Here is a 20,554-nt window from a genome sequence, read left to right as displayed (position 1 = left end):
ATTCACTCTTAAAGAAAGGAATTATGCTTAATCTTCAAGCTATTACTTATATACACCCCAACCGGGATCTGTTGTTTACAGATTTGGATCTTATTGTCAATAAACAAGATAAAATTGCCTTAATAGGTAATAATGGCACCGGAAAATCAACCCTCTTAAAAATTTTAGCCGGCGAATTGCAGCCTGCAAGCGGATTGATAAAAACCCATTCAAAGCCTTACTATGTACCCCAGCTTTTTGGCCAGTTTAATGATTACAGTACTGCCCGGGCACTGCGGATAGATGATAAACTAAATGCACTAAAAGAGATTTTAGAAGGTAATGTAACCGATGAAAATATGACATTGCTTGATGATGACTGGGCAATCGAAGAGCGCTGTCATGAAGCTTTTGCATATTGGGAGCTTGATGAACTAACTCTGGACCAAAAAATGGGGTCTCTGAGCGGTGGTCAAAAGACAAAGGTTCTCCTGGCCGGGATCAGGATCCATCAACCTGAGATTGTTCTGCTGGACGAACCCAGCAATCATTTAGACACACAGGGCAGAAACATCCTGTATGACTATATAACCTCCACCTCAAATACCTTATTGGTGGTAAGTCACGACAGGACTTTACTGAACCTGCTTAACACGGTATATGAGCTTGGCAAGCACGGCATAACGGTTTATGGCGGCAACTATGATTTTTATGCAGAACAGAAAATGATAGAGAGCAATGCCCTGAACCAGGATCTGCGGAACAAAGAAAAAGCCCTTCGTAAAGCAAAAGAAACAGCAAAAGAATCCATGGAGCGGCAGCAAAAACTGGATGCCAGGGGTAAGAAAAAACAAGAAAAAGCTGGGCTCCCCACCATAGTTATGAATACCCTCAGAAACAATGCCGAGAACAGCACCTCACGCATGAAAGGTATTCACGCCGAAAAAGTGGGTAATATTTCGCAGGAGTTGAGCCAATTGCGAAAAGAGCTCCCGGGGATCGACAAGATGAAAATGGATTTTGATAACCCGGCGCTCCATACAGGCAAGATATTGATCAGCGCCAGGGACATTAACTTTGGATACAGTGATCTGCTGCTTTGGAAACAGGCTTTAACTTTTCAGATCACAAGTGGCGAACGACTGGTAGTCAGAGGTGCAAACGGGTCTGGCAAAACAACACTGATCAAAATGATGCTGGGCGAATTGCAACCCACATCAGGCACACTCGATAGGGCCGCCGTGAAAACCATTTATATTGATCAGGATTATTCCCTGATCGATAATACACTCAGCGTTTATGAGCAGGCACAGCAATTTAACTCGGGAGCGTTGCAGGAACATGATATCAAGATCCGCCTGAACCGTTTTTTATTTACCCAGGAATATTGGGACAAATCCTGTAAAGCTTTAAGCGGTGGTGAAAAAATGCGGTTGATGCTTTGTTCATTAACCATCAGCAACCAGGCGCCGAACATGATAGTGTTGGACGAACCAACAAACAATCTGGATATTCAAAACATCGAAATTTTAACCGATGCGATCAATGAGTACAAGGGCACGCTTTTAGTTATATCGCACGATGAATATTTTTTAAAACAGGTAAATGTGGAGCGCTCTATCGAAATAGTTTGATGGCATTACATTCAGCAAATTTTTCATAATATTGGTATATGAACCAACCTGAACCAGAAAACCCTGTAGTTAGCTATCCTGTTACCGATACGCCAATTTTATCTCAACTTACGTACCCGGATGGAGGATCTATCTTCCAATTATTTTTAGTAACCATTGGTTTCATGTTTGCCGGAGGTATCTTAGGTGCTATTTTATTGGAACCACTTAAATATTGGGGCTTTAAGTCGCCGGGACTCAGGTCGCTTGTGGAGTTACTGTCTTACATCGTGGGCTTATTATTGACTATACGATACTCGGTCAAAAAAAGCAAAAAGTTGAGGATGTCTCCCTTCAATATCAGTTTTAATAAGATGCAAGGCTGGCTGGCACCTATACTTATCCTGAGCACATTGGCGTTAGTTGTCGGTCTAGAGTGGGTATCAAACCTCTTGCCTATGCCCGATTCCGTCCAGAAATTTTTTGATAATATGATCAAAAAAGACATCTTCTCGATCATAACACTCATTATTGCAGCACCTATTCTGGAAGAAATACTGTGCCGTGGAATCATTTTAAAAGGCTTGTTAAAAAACTATGAGCCTCAAAAAGCTATCCTGATCTCAGCGCTGTTTTTCGCGGCTATACACATGAACCCCTGGCAAGCTATACCGGCCTTTTTTGGCGGACTGTTCCTGGGTTGGGTTTTCTATAAAACACGGTCTGTTATCCCCGGCATGATTATACATGCAACAATTAACAGTACAGCGGCGGTAATGTTATTTTTGCCGAAGTCACAACAAAATTTTTCAGGCCTACTGGGCGAGCCCTATTATATCATACTATGTATACTTGCTGCACTCACCTTTACAGGCGGCTGTATGATCATTCATAAAAAGGCTTTACCTGTTTCTACCCTGTAAAAACCTATGCAAGATCAGATCTGATGAAAGCAAGCTATTTACCAGTAATATCGTGCCTGGCAAAGGCGGTTGCCGGAAGATGCTCCAGCGTTTCTTTTAAAAAGGTTACTTTACCGGTTCCCAGGTCATAAATAGCTCCTACGATAAGCAGCTTACCATCTTCATAATTTTTACTTAATACGGGCTCCAGATGGCGCAGGTGGTTTACCTGGTTGATGACGTTAAGCCGTATAGCGTTGTCAAGTACATTGCCTGGCATTTTTTTTGCCGCTATAGCCGCCGGTTTGATGGCATTGATCAAACTTACTATATGGCCCGGTGGATTTTCCGGGCGTTTTACGGCCGCTTCAACCGCACCGCAATTGGTATGCCCCAGCACCACGATCAATTTTGTTTTTAACGCCAGGTAACCATATTCCAATGTACCATAAGAAGCTTCGGCCATCACCTGCCCGGCGGTACGAACGATAAAAAGATCACCAAAGCCCTGATCAAACAAAATTTCGGCAGAAACCCTGGAATCGGAGCAGCCAACAATGGTGGCAAAAGGAGATTGCCCCGAAGCCAGTTTTTTGATCAGAGCGGGGTTTTGCCTCGGATAAATACTCCGGCTTTCCGTAAACCGGCGATTACCACCTGTTAACTTTTGCAGGGCAAAATAAGGATTGGCAAAAGCAGAATCGCGATTTACGATGTAGTTATCTTTACGCCATTTGGCAGAGTCGATCGCTGTTGATTTGTGTGCGTGTGTGCTATTTTTTTTCTGCCCAAAGGCTAAACCGGTACCTACAAACAGTAAGCCGGCAAATAAAAATGTTATTTTTTGTAGGGGTTTCATAATAAACATTTATTAAGTAAGCTAAAAATCGGGCGCAAAGGTAGTTCTCTGCGGTCGTGAATTAAAGCAGGAATTTACCCATTTATTAAGCATTTATTAGCCCTTGCAGACATAATTTCTCCTGGTTACGGTCTTCGGAGTTAATACAATACATTTGATCAGGATAAATTTGATATCAACTGTAACGAAGTAAAACAAATTAACGTCACTTATACAAAATTGAATACAAAATGAACCACTCCGCATTTTGCATAAAAAAATCGCTTGTCTTTATCACCTTCTTATTAATTTCTTCCTTTGGGCATACACAAACTTTGCAGGATACTCTGGCACAGATAGATAAGACGTTCAGCGCTTACCAACCGCAAAATCCGGGCTGTGAACTGGCTATTTCACGGAACGGGGTGGTTATTTACTCCAAAGCATGGGGCATGGCCGATCTGGAACACCGGGTACCTTTAACCACAGTATCAGTAACTGAAGCTGGGTCTGTATCCAAACAATTTACAGCCGCGGCCATTTTGCTGTTGGCGCAGCAAGGTAAGCTTTCGCTTAATGATGATATCCGCAAGTACCTGCCCGAGATACCCGATTATGGTTCGGTGATCAGAATAAGCAACCTGCTTCATCATACCAGCGGACTGCGCGATTGGGGCTCTGTTATGGACATTGCAGGCTGGCCGCGATCAACCAAAACTTATAACAATGATGATGTGCTGTATATTGTATCGCACCAAAAAGCGCTGAACAATAAACCCGGCGATGAATTTATTTACAGCAATTCAAACTTTAATTTGCAGGCCCTGATCGTTAAACGTATTACCGGTATGGAGCTGGCTGAGTTTACCCGCAAATATATCTTTGAACCGGCTGGAATGACTCATACCCAATGGCGCGACAATTTTAAACGTATCGTTTTAAACCGGGCCATAGCTTATCACACAACGGATACAGGTTATGAAACTGATATGCCTAACGAATATGCCTACGGCAATGGCGGCCTGCTTACTACCGCCGAAGACTTATTGAAATGGAACGAATATTACTGGGGTGGCAAATTAGGGAACCCTTCCCTGTTATCACAGCAAATAGCAGTTGACCACCTGAACAGTGGTGCGGAAAACGCTTACGGTATGGGTTTATTTATACAGAAACGCCGTGGCTGGGATTATATTAACCATGATGGTGCTACAGCAGGCTACCGATCGCTCCTGTTGTGTTATCCGCAGCTAAAGCTGTCTATCGCTTTTTTAAGCAATGCTTCCAATGCCGACTTTAGTCTGGTACGCAAGGTGGAGGATTTATTTGTTCCGGATAAAGAAAAACAGCCGTCTCAACCAGCTCAACAGGCTAAAACCTATCCCTTATCACCCGATCAGTTAAAAACATTTACAGGCTGGTATCAAAACCAGAAAAACGGCGCCGGCCTACAATTGATGCTGAAAAATGATACGCTGTGCACTGCACGTTTTAAACTTCGACCTATAGGACGAAATTCTTTCAGTGTTAACGGAGAGCAAATAATATTCAACAATAAAGGCTTTATCCACATCACAAAAACAAAGGATACCACCGTTTATGCGGCAGTAAAAACTGCAGGTATCGGCGAGGATTATCTTAAGGCCTATACCGGTGCATACTATTCATCCGAAACAGAAAGCAAGTATACGGTAGTCATCAAAAATGGCAAACTTACCCTGCATATCGACCCGTTAAACGATCAAGCCATTAACCCTACCTATTATGATGGCTTCAAAAGTGCCGACGGCGGTGCTGATATATATTTTACGAGGGATGCCAGCGATAAAATCAATGGGTTTAAAATATCTGTTAGCCGAGCCCGAAATATCACCTTTGCTAAAATACAATAGCGCATATTTAACTTTGTAACAAAACCCGCTGCTTACCATCCAATAACCAAACTATAAATTTCAGCAAATGGGTAAAAAAGAATCATTTTCCATCAGTGGCGAATCGTTACTGGGAAAAATAAAAGAATTGGTTCATGAAGGCAACGTGAGCCGCATTACGATAAGTGATAAGGCAGGTAAGGAACTGATGAGCTTTCCTTTAAGCGTAGGCCTGCTGGGTGCTATATTGGCTCCGGTATTTGCAGCTGTAGGAACGCTGGCGGCCTTGGTAACAGAATGCACCATCACCGTAGAAAGAGAGGATGACGGCAATACCGAAAAAGGTGTTGAGCCCACTGAATAAATGTACTTATTCCCGGGTGAACGCTTTTACTTATGGCCAAGCCAGTAACCCAGGATTAAGGCAACAACTATCAGCGCCCACCAAATATATTGACGGGTGCGGTAGCCATTGATCCGTTTTTCTAGTCGGGAAATCTCACCCTGGTTAGCCAGTTTTTCGGTTTGTAAGCGCATATTTTGCTGTTGTAGTTTAACCAGCGTGCCACCAACCTCCACTGGCTTTTGCTGCTCCAGCTGGTAACGCCGGCTAAAACCGCCGTCTTTAAGGAATTTCTCGCCTTTTGGCTTCAGTATCAATTTCTCCGGCAGTTCATAATCGCCATGATTACCCGATTCCTTGATCAACCCCTCCCATGTTAATATTTGTACCATGGCAAAAGCGGTGGCTTCGTCCCCATCAAAAAGTTTGAGCAATTGCACGCGTGTAAGACTGTCCGGTATCCCAAAAGCCTCCAGCATCGCATCCAGCATTTCACACTCGTATTCGTTCAATTCCGTCATCCCCACAAACTTCGCAATTATTTGCGATTATTTTACTTTCGCCAATATCACGAGGGTAACGATTTTTACACGAAGAGTTTTGGAAACACAAGCTTAATCAAATTACATATCAGTGTGCCCTGTCCTGTTCGCTGTTAGCACCGCCGGTATCACGTTTATGCGGCATGGTGATCGATTTACCAAAACTATAGGTAAATGAAAGGGTTGCCACCTGCGTATCTACAAAGTTGTGATAGGTTGCAGTAGCATTTGCAATATTAGTAATGGTACCGCTTGGACTAAATGATTTCAATACATCGCGTACATTGAACTTGATGGACGCCTTGTTATTCAATATTTTTTTCTGAACAGCGGCATTAAGCATACCTGTAGGTATAGAAACAAACTGCCCGTAAGTACCCCCGCTATTATACCAGCCGCTTAATTCAGCGCTCCAGGTTTTTGATATGGTGAATTGATTATTTCCGTTGGCGCTAAAAGTATATTGCGATTGATTCAGGTAGCCGGTATAAAATGCGCCCTGGTAAGTATTTTTATACACCTCGGCATACAGATTAACCGACCACCATTTGGCAGGCTGAAGATTGCTGTTAACCGAAAAATCCCATGTTTTTTGTTGCCCTATGTTACCGGTAGTACTCACAAACACATTACCATCTTTATGAATAGTTTCATTTTGAACATCAGTTGTACGATTATAAGCAATGGCCACGGTAAATAAACTCCTGAAACTATAGGCCAGTTTATAATTATCGGTAAACTGTGGTTTTAGGAAGGGATTGCCGGAGAAATAAGTAAACTTATCTACAAAAAAGGTAAAGGGGTTTAAACTTCCGTAGCTTGGTCTCCCTATCCTGCGACCGTAGGAAGCCACCAATACATTATGACCGGCGGTATCCAGGTTATAGGAAAAATACGTCGTTGGGAAAAGATTGGTGTAATGTTTAACAAATGATGAATCGGCCTTTTGTGCGTTTCCCAGCTGGTGCCCGTCGCCATTGGTATTCTCTAATCGCAAACCTGTTTGTATCGAAAAACGGCCAAAGGTTTTATTGAAATTAACATACGTTGCGTTTATATTTTCTTTGTACAAAAACCGGTTGGTATTGTTATAGTCGATGTTGCTTACGCCATCGATCACATTAAAGTAATTAGCGGCATTATCTGTATTAACATAGCTGCTTTTAACGCCGGCCTCCAGTTTCGCCTTGCCTTTAAACGGATGGGTATAATCAACTTTTGCAGAGTAAATATTGATGGTAGAAGGCAAATTATCACTTATGGTTTGTGTATTTGTTAAACTGCCATCGGGTAAAAAAGTATTGTTTACAAATAGTTGGTTACTACCTGCTACATTGTGAATATAATCCAGGTCAAACGTAAGGGTACGGCCTATGCTATCAAACTTATGGGTATAGTTCAGGTTGACGCCCTTACTGTCAAATTTATTTTTAGATGTATTGAGGGAGTTAACAGTCGAATCCAATCCACCGCTTTTATCATATAGTAAGCTGTATACCGGGCTGCTATCATGATCGCGGGATATGTTGCCGGTAAATACTACTCCCCAGGTTGTTTTTGGCGATATAAAATAATCTAAGCCTGCTTTAATATTAGTATTGTTGCTGGATGGTCTGAAATAAGAAATGTCTTTTAGAGAAGAGGTCTGATCCCCGTTCGCATCCAAATAATTGCGGTCTATTTCGAGCCTTCTGAAAGTTTTCTGCTTGTTATAAGCAACGTTGGCAAAAAAGTTAACCTTATCTATACGGTAATTAAAGTTGATACTTTCATTCATACGGCCATAAAAACCCTGAGCCAGATTTGCCGATACCACCGCATTAAATCCCCTGGTGGTATTTTTTTTAGTTTTAATGTTGATGACACCCGCGTTTCCAGCGGCATCATACTTGGCAGGCGGGTTATCCATCAGCTCTATCTGATCTAATGCCGAAGATGGCAATGAGCGCAGGTATGTGGCTAGGTTAGCGGCCGAGAGGTAAGTGGGTTTATCATCTATCATCACCATTACGCCACTTTTCCCTTTAAAAGTAATATTGCCGTCGGCATCTACCAGCACACCAGGGGTCTTTGCCAGCACTTCCAATGCATTGGCACCTGTATTGGATATCAGCGCCCCAACATTAACCACCGTGCGGTCGATCTTTTGTTGTACATATGATTTTTGGGCGGTTACGTTTACTTCATCCAACTTTTTCCCGATAGATGATAAAATAAATGCCGGCAGATTAACCGTTTTTTGCCCACTAACCAACACAGGATCGCTTTTGTAATTCTTATAGCCTATATAAGTCACCTTGATCATATAGGTATTATCCTTTAAGTTTTGAAAAGTGAAGCTACCATCCGGATTGGCCAGTTTGGTACCTAAAACTACCGAGTCTTTTGCGGTAAGTAAAATTACAGTTGCCCCGTCGAGCGGTTTCCTGGCATCATCTAAAACCGCCCCTGAAATTTTACCATCTTTTGTTTGCGCATCAGCAAGGTTGAATAGAAATAGCGTGAATAAGGTTAAAAACGATAGGTACAGTAATTTCATAACTATAAGACAGCGATTAAACTAATATCGTTACTTGATCGCTATAGTTTCTAGCATAACATTTTTGTTACATATAATACCCTTTTGTCATCCAATTGCCATCATGCTTGTACCATTAAAATCTTTTGAGGGTATACTCGTCATAGCGATATATGAAAACACGAATCCTCGCCATTATCCTTTTATGGCTCATTGTTGATATTTACTTTTTTTCGGCTGTTGCCACCCTTACTGTTAATACATCCGTATACCTGGTTTATTGGTTATTTGATGCTTTGCTGGCCGGTACCATTATATTCGGTGCGTTTACCCGGAATACCAAACTCATATCCTGGCTAATGGCCTCGATGTTGTTATCCTTTATACCCAAGCTGGTTAGCTCTATCGTATTGATACTGGAAGATTTCACCCGCCTGTTTCGTGGCTTCCCGCCGCGCAGTTATGGCGTGAGTGAGTTTGTATTAGTGATAGCGGCTATGTTTTTCGGGCTGTTGCTGTTTGGCATCACCCGCGGGCGGCACTATTATAAAGTACGCCGGGAAACACTCTTTTTTGATGATCTTCCGGAGCGGTTTGACGGTTTTACGATCACACAATTATCCGACATTCATTCCGGTAGTTTCAGTGATGCTAATGGCGTGCAGAAAGGGCTCGACCTGGTTAACGCGCAGGGAAGTGATATGATATTGTTCACTGGCGACCTGGTCAACAACCAGGCAACAGAAATGGATCCCTGGATACCGGCATTTGCCGGGCTGGAAGCGCCTTATGGCAAATACTCAGTACTCGGCAATCATGATTATGGCGATTATATGCAATGGGAAAACAAGGACGATCAACAGGCCAACCTCAGTCGTCTGAAACAGGTGCACCAGGAAATTGGGTTCAAATTACTGCTGAACGAGGCTACGCCTATTCAAAAAGATAACCAGGCTATCGCCCTTATCGGTGTTGAAAACTGGGGTAAGGGTGGTTTTCATAAATACGGCGACCTTAAAAAAGCAACGGCCGGCGTACCTGATGCGGCCTTCAAAATCCTGATGTCACATGATCCCTCGCATTGGGATGCGGTAACGCTTGGTCACCACCAGCCCATCCACCTCACGCTTTCGGGGCATACACATGGCGCGCAATTCGGCTTTGAGCTGTTTGGTTTTAAATGGAGCCCGATCAAATATATTTATAAACAATGGGCGGGGCTTTATCAAAAAAGCGGTCTTTACCTTTATGTAAACAGGGGCTTTGGCTTTCTGGGTTTAAAAGGCCGCATAGGTATCTGGCCCGAGATCGCCGTGCTTACCCTAAAACGCAGATCTTTGGTTTAACAGAATAAATAGAAAAAAGGCTCGTAATTACTTGATTGCGGGCCTTTTTTGTTTGTATTTAACTCAGGCGCATTGATAAATAAAACCATTAGTTAATTTCCTCAAAAACAAAGTAACCATATACCGAAAGTCCCGTATAATAAGTTACTTTGCCGGGCCTGGAAAGCTTGATATATGATAACGCTTTGAATCCAGTACATTTTTTTCGGGCCTCCCCTTAATTTAAACATGAAAAATAAAAATCGCCTGACCCGCATAATGGCTGGTGCACTGGTTATTTCATCCTTTGCGATGTGTACCAAAAGCAAAATTGAAAAACCGGCAAGCCCAACTGTAAATACCGAATCCGTAAGTGTGCAAGCCGAATCAGTTTCTACCTTTACGTATACAGTTAAGTCTTCGGAATGGATGGTCGATGGCACTAATATACCTGCGGGAGCTACTGTATTTATCCTCGCTGGAGTAAGAGGATCTTTATTACTTAAAAATCTTAAAGGAACAGCAGCAGCTCCTATTACTATTATTAACCAGGGTGGTAAAGTAACTATCTCCACATCCGTTACTGCATCATATGCCTTTAAGACACAAAATTGCACCTATTTTAAGGTGCTGGGCAATGGCGTATCCTCCATTAAGTATGGGTTTGATATTAATGGTGGCAACATCGGTATGACGATGGATGATCTGAGCTCGGATTTTGAGATTGCCAAAGTGGAAGTTCGTAATAGCGGCTTTGCGGGCATTATGGCAAAAACAGACCCATCATGCGATGCAGCAACATGGCGTAGCCATTTTACAATGAGAAATATACTTCTTCATGACAACTACATTCATAAAACAGGAGGCGAAGGACTTTACGTAGGCAATTCTTTTTATGCCGATGGGGTATCACTTTCCTGCGGTACGGTTTTACCCCACGATGTGGCGAATGTTAAAATATACTATAACCTTACCGATTCTACCGGTTCTGAGGGCATCCAGGTTGGCAGTGCAATTTCAGGATGCGATATTTATAGTAATATAGTTAAAAACCCCGGAATAAGCCCTTTTGCGGCATATCAGAATAACGGTATACAAATAGGCGAAGGTACCGGAGGGCGATGTTTTAATAACCTGGTCAGGAATGCGCCCGGTAACGGGATTATTGTTCTCGGCCTCGGAAACAATCAGGTGTATAATAACTATATTCTAAATTCAAAAGGCTATGGCATTTTTGCCGATTCGAGATACACACCGGGGCCCAACTTTCAGTTTATTAATAATACCATTATCGCTTCCACACTGGGTGGTATAAAATTAAATTCAGAAACTATCCCGATGAACACCGTTATCAATAATGTTATCCTGCAAGCGGGATCAGGCCTTGCGATAATCAAAAAGAGCAACGATGTTAAACTTACAGCTTTAAATAACTATATAAGTACCGATGTAAACATTCTAAAATTCGTAAATTATAATGGAGGGGATTTTCATTTATTATCGTCATCTCCCCTTATTAAAGCAGGGGTAAACGCCGCATCATATGGTGTAAATTATGATTATTATGGCAGCTCACGCCCTGCTGCCCAGGCTTTTGATATTGGTGCTACTAAATATTGAGCATGATTGGTGTTTCGAATCAGAAAAAGCCTGGTAATTACCAGGCTTTTTTGTTGTTGTCCCCTTAGCGTACATTTCCGGTAAGTCGTTGAAAATAATTCGATAACCATTGAATTAATTTCCCCGGCTCCATAAATTATCAAAGCTTTGTTTTATAATAATTAACAAAGCGATGCAAATCAAATTGGGGATCATCAGTACTCTTTTGATGATAAACACATTAAATATACGGGCCCAAAACGCGGTTACGCCGACTACGATACCACCGATGGCCAGTTTTCTGGAGGGTTCCTGGCAAGGAGAAGGGGAATTCGCTAACGGCCGAAAGATCGCAGCCAAAGCCACCTTCCATCTATCACTCGACAGTTGTTGGCTCAGCTATACACACGAAGACCAGCTACCCAATACCTACAAGGCCCTGTCCATGTGGGGTCTCGATCGCTCAAAATCCGGTTTTTCAGCTACCATTTTCGATAACTTTCATGGCAATCGTACATTCTCTGGAGTTAACACCGATCCGGATGTGATCATCCTCTCCCGCAAAGATGAAACCGGGCCTCAGCAAACTTTCGAACGCTTCCGATACATGCTTATAGACAAAAACCATTTTCAAATGAGCTACGAACGGAGTCCGGATGGGCAGAGCTGGAAAACCATCGACACCCTGCTATTTAAAAGAGGATAAATAGGATCGCTTTTTAATGGATTATTCTGAATGAAAACATTTTTTTAACTGGATCTCTGTATAGGTTTGATTAATAAGTGGATACCGGGTCTCCATATCAACGACTTATGATTAGCTTGCAGAAAACCTTTTTATTTTATAACCAACCTTAAACATCATGACAAACAAAAGCTTGCTGCTCACATTAACCATTTTTTACCTATTATTTTACGGAGGCCAACAGGCCCTTGCACAAAACGCCGATGTTGGCAAGGTTAAAGCCGCCTTGAACATCGTTAACACAAACTATGGTGAAGCATTTATAAAAGGGGATTCTTCCTTATTTTTAAACAGCTATACAGCTGATGCCTGCCTGCTCCCGGCCAATTCACCGGCAATTTGCGGCCGACAAGGTCAACTGGCCTTTTTTAAATTCGCCTACCGTTCCGGCGTGCGTAACATCATATTTAATACGCTCGACCTGTATGGCCTTACCGATGAATATGTCACCGAACAGGGAAACTATGAGATGTTTGGGGCTAACAATAATACCCTGGGTAAAGGGAAATACCTTGTTCTTTGGAAAAAGACAAGCGAGGGCTGGAAAATGTTCCGCGACATGTTCAATAGCAACGCTCCCGCGGTGCGATAAGACCTTATGTATCTACTCAGGGTCTCTCGCAGAGTGCCCTGATTTACAGACTGCCTCAGTGCCTCTTCCAGGAGCCCCTGAGGGGGCGACATAGTTTACATAATTCATGGTTAACATCATTATAAACTATTAATAATCAATTAATTACATAATTAAACCCAAGAATATTATTACGATAGTGTAAACCCACAAAATACCCCAGAGTTAAAAGCCTCAAATCTTTCGATTTGAGGCTTTTAACTTTCGTAGCCCGATAAGGCTAAACTCGAACCACTTTCTTGAGGATTTGAAGCGTTTAGCGAAACGCTCTTAAGCGCCAATAGTACCTGTCTCTACATCTCCAGCTCGCTTGTAATTGGCAAAAATAACTCCACTTGGTGTAACAGAGCCCTTCGCTGGCGCACGCGTGCCGCGTGTGGTGAATAGGATATTGAATATAATATCAAGCCCAACCAAAACGATTGTGCTTGTTTTTTATAAACTAATCTGGTTGTAGCATGTTGTATGAGGCCTCTCTCGTGTTCGTTTATGACCATAGGTGGTGGGAAGACTTAATTCCGTTGTCATTTATAAAATTTTGCTTTTCCCGACACCTGTGGTCTATGACGAGTGTGTAAGCGGAGGGGTATCTGTGGTGGCAAATGAATAATGTAAACCCAACTACGGTGTTGGGTTTACACTTTTTGTAAGAAAATCTACATACTCACTTGATTATCAAATAAATAAATGAATATTAACCATAAATTGTGTAAACCATGTAAACCCACTTTTTACGTCCCCTCAAGGCCTCTCGCAGAGAACCCTGAGGGAAATGAAATTATTGCACGCTCTTAAGCGCCAATAGTACCTGTCTCTACATCTCCAGCTCGCTTGTAATTGGCAAAAATAACTCCACTTGGGGTAACATGATTATCTGTTAATTTAAATGCCGCCGGAACCGCTTCGTTGTCAAACAACTTTTTCCCTTTGCCAAGAATCACCGGGTAAATTTTGAGCCAGAGTTCGTCCGCCAAATCATGCTTCAGTAGTAGCTGAACGAGTTCGCTGCTGCCCCAAACTTTGATGTCGGAACCTTCTGAATTTTTGAGTTTTTCGATATCTGCCACGCTTGTCAAGAACACCGAATTTTCCCAACCAGACTCTTTCATGGTGTTGGATATGACGTATTTCGTGACATCATTGATACCCGGCCAATAATCCGCATGCGCTGGCCAGTAGGAAGCAAAAATATCAAATGTTTTTCTGCCCAGAAGAATATCAGTAGGTTCCATCTGTTTTTGCATCACCTTGCCAGAAACTTCGTCCTCATACGGTGCAGACCAACCGCCATATTTAAAGCCGTCTGATGTATCTTCCTCAGGTCCGCCTGGTGCTTGCATTACTCCGTCTAATGTCATAAATGTTAAAACGATTATCTTTCTCATAGTAGTTTAATTGAAGTGGTTGCGTTTTTGTTCATTTTCTATTTAAGGGTTCGAAAATATTTATCGAAGCATCTTTTTAATACCAGATACGATTATGTTTACTTTAAAAAGCCATCCAGATAACCTAATATGGTGTTAGTCTGCATCATTAGGCCAACATGGCTCTGCGAAGGAACAACTGCCAGATGTGATTTTGGCATCGGTGCCAGATCAGCAGATACACCACCTCCCAGTAATTGATACGTTTTCGCCAACTCCACTTTATCCAGACCATCATTGTCGCCCGAGATGATCAATACAGGCGCAGAAATTTTCGCAATATTGGAGTCGCCCAGATCAAATGGCTCACCGGCGAAAGCGATCATCTGCTCTAAGAACTTTGTCCATTTTGTTTTGTCGGGCGCTACCGCATCATATGCCACTTTCATCGGGCTATTTGCAAATAATTCAGGCCTCATACCTTTAAACGCGTTAGCTATTTCGGGCCTCCAACCAGTACTTTTATAAGTAGAAGAGATGATCACTAATTTTCTTAATCGTTTAGGGCTTTGTATAGCAAACTGGTAAGCCACAGAGCCGCCAAAACTATATCCAACCACATCGGCACTGTCAACTTTCAGGCGATCCATTACTCCTGCCACATCACTGGCTAAAGTAGCATGCGATAATTTTCTGTCTGAAAACGGTGTGTGTCCATGTCCCTGCAATTCAATAGCAATTACTTTTCTTGTTTTTGACAATTCAGGTATTAATTGTCCCCAGTTCCCTTCGATGGTCATAAAGGCACCATGCAGTAAAACGATAGGCCTGCCCTCACCATACACTTCGTAATAAACTTTAGTGCCATTAACAGGTACGTAGCCACTGTCGGCAGGTTTACTTTGTTGCCCGTTTGATGGAGATGCTGCAAATACAATGATTGCCATTAGTAGTATTGATTTAAGAGGACTAGGTGTTTTGAATAAATTTTTCATGACGACATTTAAATTTAGTTTGAAACTTATTGATAATACAAAGTTGGAATTTACTTCAGGATCTGATACAGTGCAAAAACGACAACTTAGAGGGTAAATTCCGCCAAAACATATTTATCTTTAGGAAAAGAAAATATAACAATGAAACCAGCATGAGCTACAGCTCACAAACCTTAATGAAAAATACAGCTCATGATAGCTTCATTACCATTAAAAAACCAAACTGTGCAGCACTCATGAGTACTATTAAAAAACAACTTATTAACGAATAATTATTCCAATGAAAAAAGTGTCTGTTTATGTGCCCGAAAATGCGGCCATTGAGGCTGTAACCCCGCCCTACCGTTTGTTTAAAACAGCTAATGATTTTTTAAAAGCATTCGGTAAAAACCCTTTATTTGATGTGGAATATGTAGGCTTAAAAGATTATGTAGCTACCAATGATGGCGAATACTCCGTAAAAATAGACCGGCTAATAAAAGACATTCAAAAAACTGATCTGATCATAATACCAGCCATTTATGGAGAAATTGATAAAGCGATAAAAGCAAATGAGAAAGTAATTCCATGGATAAAAAAGATGCACCAAAATGGCAGCGAGGTCGCAAGTTTATGTATTGGTGCTTTCCTGTTAGGAGAAACCGGCTTGGTAAATGGTAAGCGATGCTCTACACATTGGGCCTATTATAATCAGTTTCGTGATATGTTCCCGGAAATAAATATTGTAGAGGGTTCTGTTATTACTGATGAAGGTAAAATTTATTCGAGCGGCGGTGCAAACTCAATATGGAATTTGCTGCTTTATATATTAGAAAAATACACCGATAGAAATACCGCTATTTTGGCCGCCAAATATTTTGCCATAGATATAGATCGGAACAGCCAGGGTGCTTTTACAATTTTCACCGGACAGAAAGCCCACAATGATAAGGAGATTTTACAAACACAAAACTATATCGAAAAAAGTTATCAGGATAAATTAACCATTAATGGTCTGGCAGATAAAGTAGACATTAGCCAAAGAACCTTTGAAAGAAGATTTAAACTGGCTACCAATAATACGCCTGTTGAATATGTACAAAGGGTAAGAATTGAAGCCGCCAAACGCAGTTTTGAAAGCTCAAGAAAAAACGTATCGGAAGTTATGTTTGATGTTGGTTATAGTGATATGAAAGCATTCAGAGATGTATTCAAGAGGGTTACGGGAATTACGCCAATTGAATACAGAAATAAGTATAGTAAAGTGGCAGTAGAGAATTGATATGCATATGAAAAAAATTATTTCTATTCTCACGCTATTAATCTGCGGTCATTTCTCCCAGGCACAGGATTTCCATCTATATCAAAAAGCGCTATTTATTAAGGGCAAAGACACGCTGCGTTACCGGATATTATATCCTGAAAACTATGACTCAAAAAAATCATACCCTTTGATTGTTTACTTGCATGGTGCAGGCTTCAGAGGAAATGATAATGAACAACAACTCGGCGGTCATAGTCCGTATTACGGAGCCGGCAAGGATTTTTTAAATGATTCGGTCCGGAAAAAGTATCCTTCACTTGTAGTTTTTCCGCAATGTCCTGCGGACAGCATGTGGTTCAAAAACCCTCCGGGGCCGCCCTACGATACAACAGCAGCGTTTAACCATAAGATGAACACCCTGGCCCTTTCAACACCGGAACGTTTGGTAAAGCTTTTAATGGATAGCCTGGCCGAACATCAAATCGCAGACAGAGAAAGAATTTACCTGGGCGGCACTTCACTTGGCGCCTTTGGCACTTACGATCTGATCATCCATTATCCTGGTTATTTTGCGGCTGCTTTTCCTATATGCGGGCAGGGTAACGTAGAGCTATATCCAAAAAGGGCTGTCAACCTTCCCGTGTGGATTTTTCACGGTGCGATCGATGACATTATTAATCCATGGCCCGATAGGAGCCTGATTAAAGCGTTACAACACAGCGGTGCAAAAAATGCGAAATATACCGAATACCCAGGCTTAAAACATAACATTGAAGCCAATGTATTTGCTGAACCCGATTTGTTTCCGTGGCTGTTTTCATTTAAAAAATAAGGTATAGTAATAGGCTACAATATTGACTAAAACCGCCACCTCCTCTGCTGGCGCACGCGTGTCGCGTGTGATCCTAATGTGCATTGAATAATTAACAGTGAAAGCACACGCGGTACGCATACGCCATCTGAAGACGGAAATTAAGGTTAAAAGCACAATTTTAGTTAAACCTTCATTGTAATTATTGGTTAATGTTATCGTATATTAGTTAACCACCTTATTGCATCTGAACGGCTATAAGTCTGTGAACTTTCACAGCAGGCTCCAAGGTAAATTTGTGTGTCATTCTTAACCTTTAAAAACTAAAAACGATGAAAAAATTTAAAAGTCTCGGCACAAGCCTGACAAAAAATGAAATGAAAAAAATAAAAGGTGGCCAGGCGCTTACTTGTGTGCCATCTTCATGTGTACATTATTGTGCAGCCGTAAACCAACCGGGCACCTGTATTGACGGTGCCTGTCATTGCGGTTAAATCAAGCTTTATACCTATATATGGTTACAGGACGCCTGCATTAAGCGGGCGCCCTGTTTTTGTTTAAATTTCATTTTGCCTCCGCTGGCCCCCTTCATAAATTTAGCGTTTCTTTATCTTTATCTTTACTATACATATGAAGCTCTTACTAACCTCCAGCGGCATTGCCAATCCAAGCATCCAAAATGCACTAACAAACCTGTTAGGTAAACCCATTGAAGAATCCAACGCGCTCTTCGTACCGACCGGAATGTACCCCTTTCCCGGCGGCCCGCAGTTCGCCTGGAAAGCCATGAACGGACAGCTCGGCTCAGCCATGTGCCAGTTAGGCTGGAAGTCCTTAGGACTACTGGAACTGACCATGCTCCCCAGCATCAGTGCAGCAGTTTGGCAACAAGCGCTCCGCGAAGCAGATGCCCTGCTCGTGTGGGGCGGCGACCCGCTGTTTATCAGCTATTGGTTAAAACAATCAGGCCTATCCGAATTTTTGCCAACCCTCGATAACCTGGTCTATGTGGGAACTAGCGCCGGTGCCATCGCCACCAGTAACCTCTTCGGCGAAACCTACAACAACCTGCCTGCCACCATCGCCCAGCCTCTGACCACCCAGACCATCAGGTTCGATACATTCACCCAAACATTCATCACCGCCCAGGGCGCCGGGTACATCGATTTTGCCGTCATCCCCCACTACAACAACGAAAACCACCGCAGTGCCTCTATAGCCAATGCCCCTACCTGGGCTTCCATGCTCCCCTGCCCCGTCTACGCCATCGACGAACAGACCGCTATCATAGTCACCGGCGGAAACATCGAGGTGATCTCAGAAGGAACCTGGAAACGCTTCGATCAAGCTATATAACAACAACTCAAGCTCTATACCTTCCAGCCCATGGTCGGCATCATCTCCGCACCATCCAAACAAAAAAGTCCCGACAATTAATTGTCGGGACTTTTTATATCCAGTTGAGAGGAAGAGTATGAAACCTGCATACACTTAACGCTGTAAATCAATAATTTACGATATTTTTTTTCATTGCCATGATATTGCCGCGAACTTGAAAATATCGCAGAATTACGCCTAAACCTTACTGGATACCATCCGGTGTGAATAGTGTCCAGTTAATTTTCTTTAAGTTTGCGGCGCAAATCATTAGGGTTTGCTTAATACCCGGGATTTTGCACGAGTTCGGGCGCATTTCTGTCAATTTCCGGTTGTGGAATAGGCCAGAAATCATAGTTGTCAGCATATTTAGTTTTTACAGTAGGGAATAAAGGATTTTGGGCAAAACCGTTTAATTTCTGCGTTGCGATGCCCCATCTCCTCAGGTCAAAATAGCGTATTCCCTCCAGGGCAAATTCCACGCGCCGCTCATGCCGGATTCTTTCCCTTAACTGCGCTTGTGACAAACCAGCAGATAAACCAGGCATATTAACCCGGGCCCGAACAAGGTTTATTGCATTATAAACACTTGCGTCCGGTCCAGACGCTTCATTTTGTGCTTCTGCATACATCAGTAAAATATCCGCGTAACGGAGTAAAACAAAATCATTATCACCTTTTACGCCGTAATCAGGATCTACCAAGGCAGGGTCAAGCCATTTCCTGACCGGATAGTAGCCGACAATCCATGAATCTTTTCCTGGCGTAGCCACTGCATAAGATCCGGTGAACGGCCATCCCTGGACTTTGGTGTCGCCTGGAAAGAACAGGGTCATACGCATACGAGGGTCCCTGTTGTCATAAGGTTTCCCTTGAACATATACCCCGGAACTGGTCGTGTCTTTGCCATCTGCGGCTTCATATTCGTTTACGAGGTCCTGTGTGGCCAGTTCACCTTTCCAACGTTGCAGGGGAACGCTGATCCCATTATCCTGATGAGACAAATTCGGAAGCTGGTATTTTACCGAGAACATAATTTCAGGACTGCTGTTTTGAGCAGGCTTATAGAAGTTTGCGGGATAGGAAGTATTCAATGAGAACTTTCCTCCTGTTATTATTTCATTGGCAAGGGCGGCGGCCTCTGTATACTTTTTCTCAAACAACAACGCTCTGACTTTATAACCTTGCGCTGCTCCTTTAACCGCATGTCCGCTGCTGTAGGAAACATCCGGCAAGCCGGCGATCGCCAGATCCAGATCCGCTTCAACCTGCTTTAAAACATCTGCCCGGCTAGATTTGGCCATGTGTTTGGTATAGTCAAGGGTATATGGGTCTGCCGTTGTTATAATGACATTGCCATACAACACAGCAAGCCAGTAATAATTAAAGGCACGCAGGAAATACGCTTCAGCTTTGTATTGCTTCAGCTTATCACCGGTGAGCACTTTATCCACATTGGCCAGGAAATAATTAATAGAAGCTATCGCTTTATAATTATTCACGTAATAAGATGATTGGAAAAGATTATAGGTGTCAAAAACGCCGGCTGAAAGACCGGAAGATAATGCGCTTGTTCCACCTCCGTAGTTATATTGCCCGTAAGAGTTATCACTAAAATTATCCCAGGCCACCACCTCGTATTGCGAGGTCGAATAGCCTCCTCCTGATGCATATAAAAAGTTATAACACCCTGTTAATGCAAGGTCCGCATCGCTTTCTGATTTCCAGAAATTTTGCGTAGATAGTTGATCAGGCGGATTAAGGTTCAATGAACTTTTCCTGCAAGATATCAGCATGACTGATAACATGATCAGCATGAATATATATTTATTGTAAAGATTCATAATCGTTTGCTTTA

17 protein-coding genes are annotated in these 20,554 nt (G+C 42.4%); 11 read left to right on the top strand and 6 right to left on the bottom strand.

Annotation, left to right across the window (positions count from 1 at the left end; translation table 11 throughout):
- The first annotated feature begins 23 nt into the window (after window positions 1–23).
- Together abc-f and AC57BQ_RS03910 are read left to right on the top strand one after the other, a co-directional pair.
- The gene (abc-f, locus tag AC57BQ_RS03915; protein ID WP_496405020.1) at window positions 24–1,613 is read left to right on the top strand and encodes a ribosomal protection-like ABC-F family protein; all 1,590 of its coding nucleotides are present in this window, start codon (window positions 24–26) and stop codon (window positions 1,611–1,613) included.
- Between the two features lie 38 nt (window positions 1,614–1,651).
- Window positions 1,652–2,515, top strand: a complete 864-nt coding sequence (locus tag AC57BQ_RS03910; protein ID WP_496405019.1) for a CPBP family intramembrane glutamic endopeptidase — start codon at window positions 1,652–1,654, stop codon at window positions 2,513–2,515.
- A gap of 34 nt (window positions 2,516–2,549) precedes the next feature.
- Here AC57BQ_RS03910 and AC57BQ_RS03905 read toward each other — a convergent pair whose 3' ends face one another.
- Window positions 2,550–3,353: a carbonic anhydrase gene (locus AC57BQ_RS03905; RefSeq protein WP_496405018.1), complete on the bottom strand. Its 804-nt coding sequence runs from the start codon at window positions 3,351–3,353 to the stop codon at window positions 2,550–2,552.
- Between the two features lie 230 nt (window positions 3,354–3,583).
- Here AC57BQ_RS03905 and AC57BQ_RS03900 point away from each other — a divergent pair, with 230 nt between their 5' ends.
- Together AC57BQ_RS03900 and AC57BQ_RS03895 are read left to right on the top strand one after the other, a co-directional pair.
- Entirely contained in the window at window positions 3,584–5,224 is a 1,641-nt protein-coding gene (locus AC57BQ_RS03900; protein WP_496405017.1) for a serine hydrolase domain-containing protein, read from the top strand.
- 67 nt (window positions 5,225–5,291) lie between these two features.
- The gene (locus AC57BQ_RS03895; protein WP_496405016.1) at window positions 5,292–5,567 is read left to right on the top strand and encodes a DUF4342 domain-containing protein; all 276 of its coding nucleotides are present in this window, start codon (window positions 5,292–5,294) and stop codon (window positions 5,565–5,567) included.
- A gap of 26 nt (window positions 5,568–5,593) precedes the next feature.
- Here AC57BQ_RS03895 and AC57BQ_RS03890 read toward each other — a convergent pair whose 3' ends face one another.
- Both AC57BQ_RS03890 and AC57BQ_RS03885 read right to left on the bottom strand, forming a co-directional pair.
- On the bottom strand, window positions 5,594–6,067 hold the full coding sequence (locus tag AC57BQ_RS03890) for a hypothetical protein (RefSeq protein WP_143013830.1): 474 nt from the start codon (window positions 6,065–6,067) through the stop codon (window positions 5,594–5,596).
- A gap of 109 nt (window positions 6,068–6,176) precedes the next feature.
- Window positions 6,177–8,627 carry a TonB-dependent receptor gene (locus tag AC57BQ_RS03885; RefSeq protein ID WP_496405015.1) on the bottom strand — a complete coding sequence of 817 codons (2,451 nt, stop codon included), beginning with the start codon at window positions 8,625–8,627 and terminating at the stop codon, window positions 6,177–6,179.
- A 152-nt stretch (window positions 8,628–8,779) separates the two neighbouring features.
- Here AC57BQ_RS03885 and AC57BQ_RS03880 point away from each other — a divergent pair, with 152 nt between their 5' ends.
- The 4 genes from AC57BQ_RS03880 to AC57BQ_RS03865 all read left to right on the top strand — a co-directional run bounded on the left by AC57BQ_RS03880 (window position 8,780) and on the right by AC57BQ_RS03865 (window position 12,867).
- Window positions 8,780–9,952 carry a metallophosphoesterase gene (locus AC57BQ_RS03880; protein ID WP_496405014.1) on the top strand — a complete coding sequence of 391 codons (1,173 nt, stop codon included), beginning with the start codon at window positions 8,780–8,782 and terminating at the stop codon, window positions 9,950–9,952.
- A 228-nt stretch (window positions 9,953–10,180) separates the two neighbouring features.
- Window positions 10,181–11,551, top strand: a complete 1,371-nt coding sequence (locus AC57BQ_RS03875; RefSeq protein ID WP_496405013.1) for a right-handed parallel beta-helix repeat-containing protein — start codon at window positions 10,181–10,183, stop codon at window positions 11,549–11,551.
- A 208-nt stretch (window positions 11,552–11,759) separates the two neighbouring features.
- The gene (locus tag AC57BQ_RS03870) at window positions 11,760–12,236 is read left to right on the top strand and encodes a hypothetical protein (protein ID WP_496405012.1); all 477 of its coding nucleotides are present in this window, start codon (window positions 11,760–11,762) and stop codon (window positions 12,234–12,236) included.
- A 157-nt stretch (window positions 12,237–12,393) separates the two neighbouring features.
- Complete coding sequence (locus AC57BQ_RS03865; RefSeq protein WP_496405011.1) at window positions 12,394–12,867, top strand: YybH family protein; 474 nt, start codon at window positions 12,394–12,396, stop codon at window positions 12,865–12,867.
- Between the two features lie 830 nt (window positions 12,868–13,697).
- On the opposite strand, the gene AC57BQ_RS03860 is transcribed toward AC57BQ_RS03865, so the two are convergent.
- Together AC57BQ_RS03860 and AC57BQ_RS03855 are read right to left on the bottom strand one after the other, a co-directional pair.
- A complete protein-coding gene (locus tag AC57BQ_RS03860; RefSeq protein WP_496405010.1) occupies window positions 13,698–14,291 on the bottom strand; it encodes a dihydrofolate reductase family protein in 594 nt (197 codons plus the stop codon).
- A gap of 98 nt (window positions 14,292–14,389) precedes the next feature.
- Window positions 14,390–15,217, bottom strand: coding sequence for an alpha/beta fold hydrolase (locus AC57BQ_RS03855; protein ID WP_496405009.1), 828 nt, complete (start codon window positions 15,215–15,217; stop codon window positions 14,390–14,392).
- Between the two features lie 328 nt (window positions 15,218–15,545).
- On the opposite strand from AC57BQ_RS03855, the gene AC57BQ_RS03850 reads away from it, so the two are divergent.
- From AC57BQ_RS03850 to AC57BQ_RS03840, 3 genes are all read left to right on the top strand, one after another.
- Entirely contained in the window at window positions 15,546–16,526 is a 981-nt protein-coding gene (locus AC57BQ_RS03850; RefSeq protein WP_496405008.1) for a GlxA family transcriptional regulator, read from the top strand.
- A gap of 7 nt (window positions 16,527–16,533) precedes the next feature.
- Window positions 16,534–17,340 (top strand): carboxylesterase family protein, encoded by an 807-nt coding sequence (locus AC57BQ_RS03845; protein WP_496405007.1) that lies wholly within the window; start codon window positions 16,534–16,536, stop codon window positions 17,338–17,340.
- 609 nt (window positions 17,341–17,949) lie between these two features.
- Complete coding sequence (locus AC57BQ_RS03840; RefSeq protein ID WP_496405006.1) at window positions 17,950–18,675, top strand: Type 1 glutamine amidotransferase-like domain-containing protein; 726 nt, start codon at window positions 17,950–17,952, stop codon at window positions 18,673–18,675.
- Window positions 18,676–18,977: 302 nt separating this feature from the next.
- Here the strand turns inward: AC57BQ_RS03840 and AC57BQ_RS03835 are convergent, their stop codons facing one another.
- Entirely contained in the window at window positions 18,978–20,540 is a 1,563-nt protein-coding gene (locus tag AC57BQ_RS03835) for a RagB/SusD family nutrient uptake outer membrane protein (protein ID WP_496405005.1), read from the bottom strand.
- Window positions 20,541–20,554 lie beyond the last annotated feature (14 nt).

The organism is Mucilaginibacter sp. BGA-UO-ETr-C110, from assembly GCF_059567985.1.
This window is presented reverse-complemented; position numbering and strand designations above follow the sequence as displayed.

What these genes read in the sequence shown, in the direction of transcription:
- abc-f (WP_496405020.1), top strand. Translation starts at nt 24, where the DNA reads ATGCTTAATCTTCAAGCTATTACTTATATACACCCCAACCGGGATCTG.
- AC57BQ_RS03910 (WP_496405019.1), top strand. Translation starts at nt 1,652, where the DNA reads ATGAACCAACCTGAACCAGAAAACCCTGTAGTTAGCTATCCTGTTACC.
- AC57BQ_RS03905 (WP_496405018.1), bottom strand. Translation starts at nt 3,353, where the DNA reads ATGAAACCCCTACAAAAAATAACATTTTTATTTGCCGGCTTACTGTTT.
- AC57BQ_RS03900 (WP_496405017.1), top strand. Translation starts at nt 3,584, where the DNA reads ATGAACCACTCCGCATTTTGCATAAAAAAATCGCTTGTCTTTATCACC.
- AC57BQ_RS03895 (WP_496405016.1), top strand. Translation starts at nt 5,292, where the DNA reads ATGGGTAAAAAAGAATCATTTTCCATCAGTGGCGAATCGTTACTGGGA.
- AC57BQ_RS03890 (WP_143013830.1), bottom strand. Translation starts at nt 6,067, where the DNA reads ATGACGGAATTGAACGAATACGAGTGTGAAATGCTGGATGCGATGCTG.
- AC57BQ_RS03885 (WP_496405015.1), bottom strand. Translation starts at nt 8,627, where the DNA reads ATGAAATTACTGTACCTATCGTTTTTAACCTTATTCACGCTATTTCTA.
- AC57BQ_RS03880 (WP_496405014.1), top strand. Translation starts at nt 8,780, where the DNA reads ATGAAAACACGAATCCTCGCCATTATCCTTTTATGGCTCATTGTTGAT.
- AC57BQ_RS03875 (WP_496405013.1), top strand. Translation starts at nt 10,181, where the DNA reads ATGAAAAATAAAAATCGCCTGACCCGCATAATGGCTGGTGCACTGGTT.
- AC57BQ_RS03870 (WP_496405012.1), top strand. Translation starts at nt 11,760, where the DNA reads ATGATAAACACATTAAATATACGGGCCCAAAACGCGGTTACGCCGACT.
- AC57BQ_RS03865 (WP_496405011.1), top strand. Translation starts at nt 12,394, where the DNA reads ATGACAAACAAAAGCTTGCTGCTCACATTAACCATTTTTTACCTATTA.
- AC57BQ_RS03860 (WP_496405010.1), bottom strand. Translation starts at nt 14,291, where the DNA reads ATGAGAAAGATAATCGTTTTAACATTTATGACATTAGACGGAGTAATG.
- AC57BQ_RS03855 (WP_496405009.1), bottom strand. Translation starts at nt 15,217, where the DNA reads ATGGCAATCATTGTATTTGCAGCATCTCCATCAAACGGGCAACAAAGT.
- AC57BQ_RS03850 (WP_496405008.1), top strand. Translation starts at nt 15,546, where the DNA reads ATGAAAAAAGTGTCTGTTTATGTGCCCGAAAATGCGGCCATTGAGGCT.
- AC57BQ_RS03845 (WP_496405007.1), top strand. Translation starts at nt 16,534, where the DNA reads ATGAAAAAAATTATTTCTATTCTCACGCTATTAATCTGCGGTCATTTC.
- AC57BQ_RS03840 (WP_496405006.1), top strand. Translation starts at nt 17,950, where the DNA reads ATGAAGCTCTTACTAACCTCCAGCGGCATTGCCAATCCAAGCATCCAA.
- AC57BQ_RS03835 (WP_496405005.1), bottom strand. Translation starts at nt 20,540, where the DNA reads ATGAATCTTTACAATAAATATATATTCATGCTGATCATGTTATCAGTC.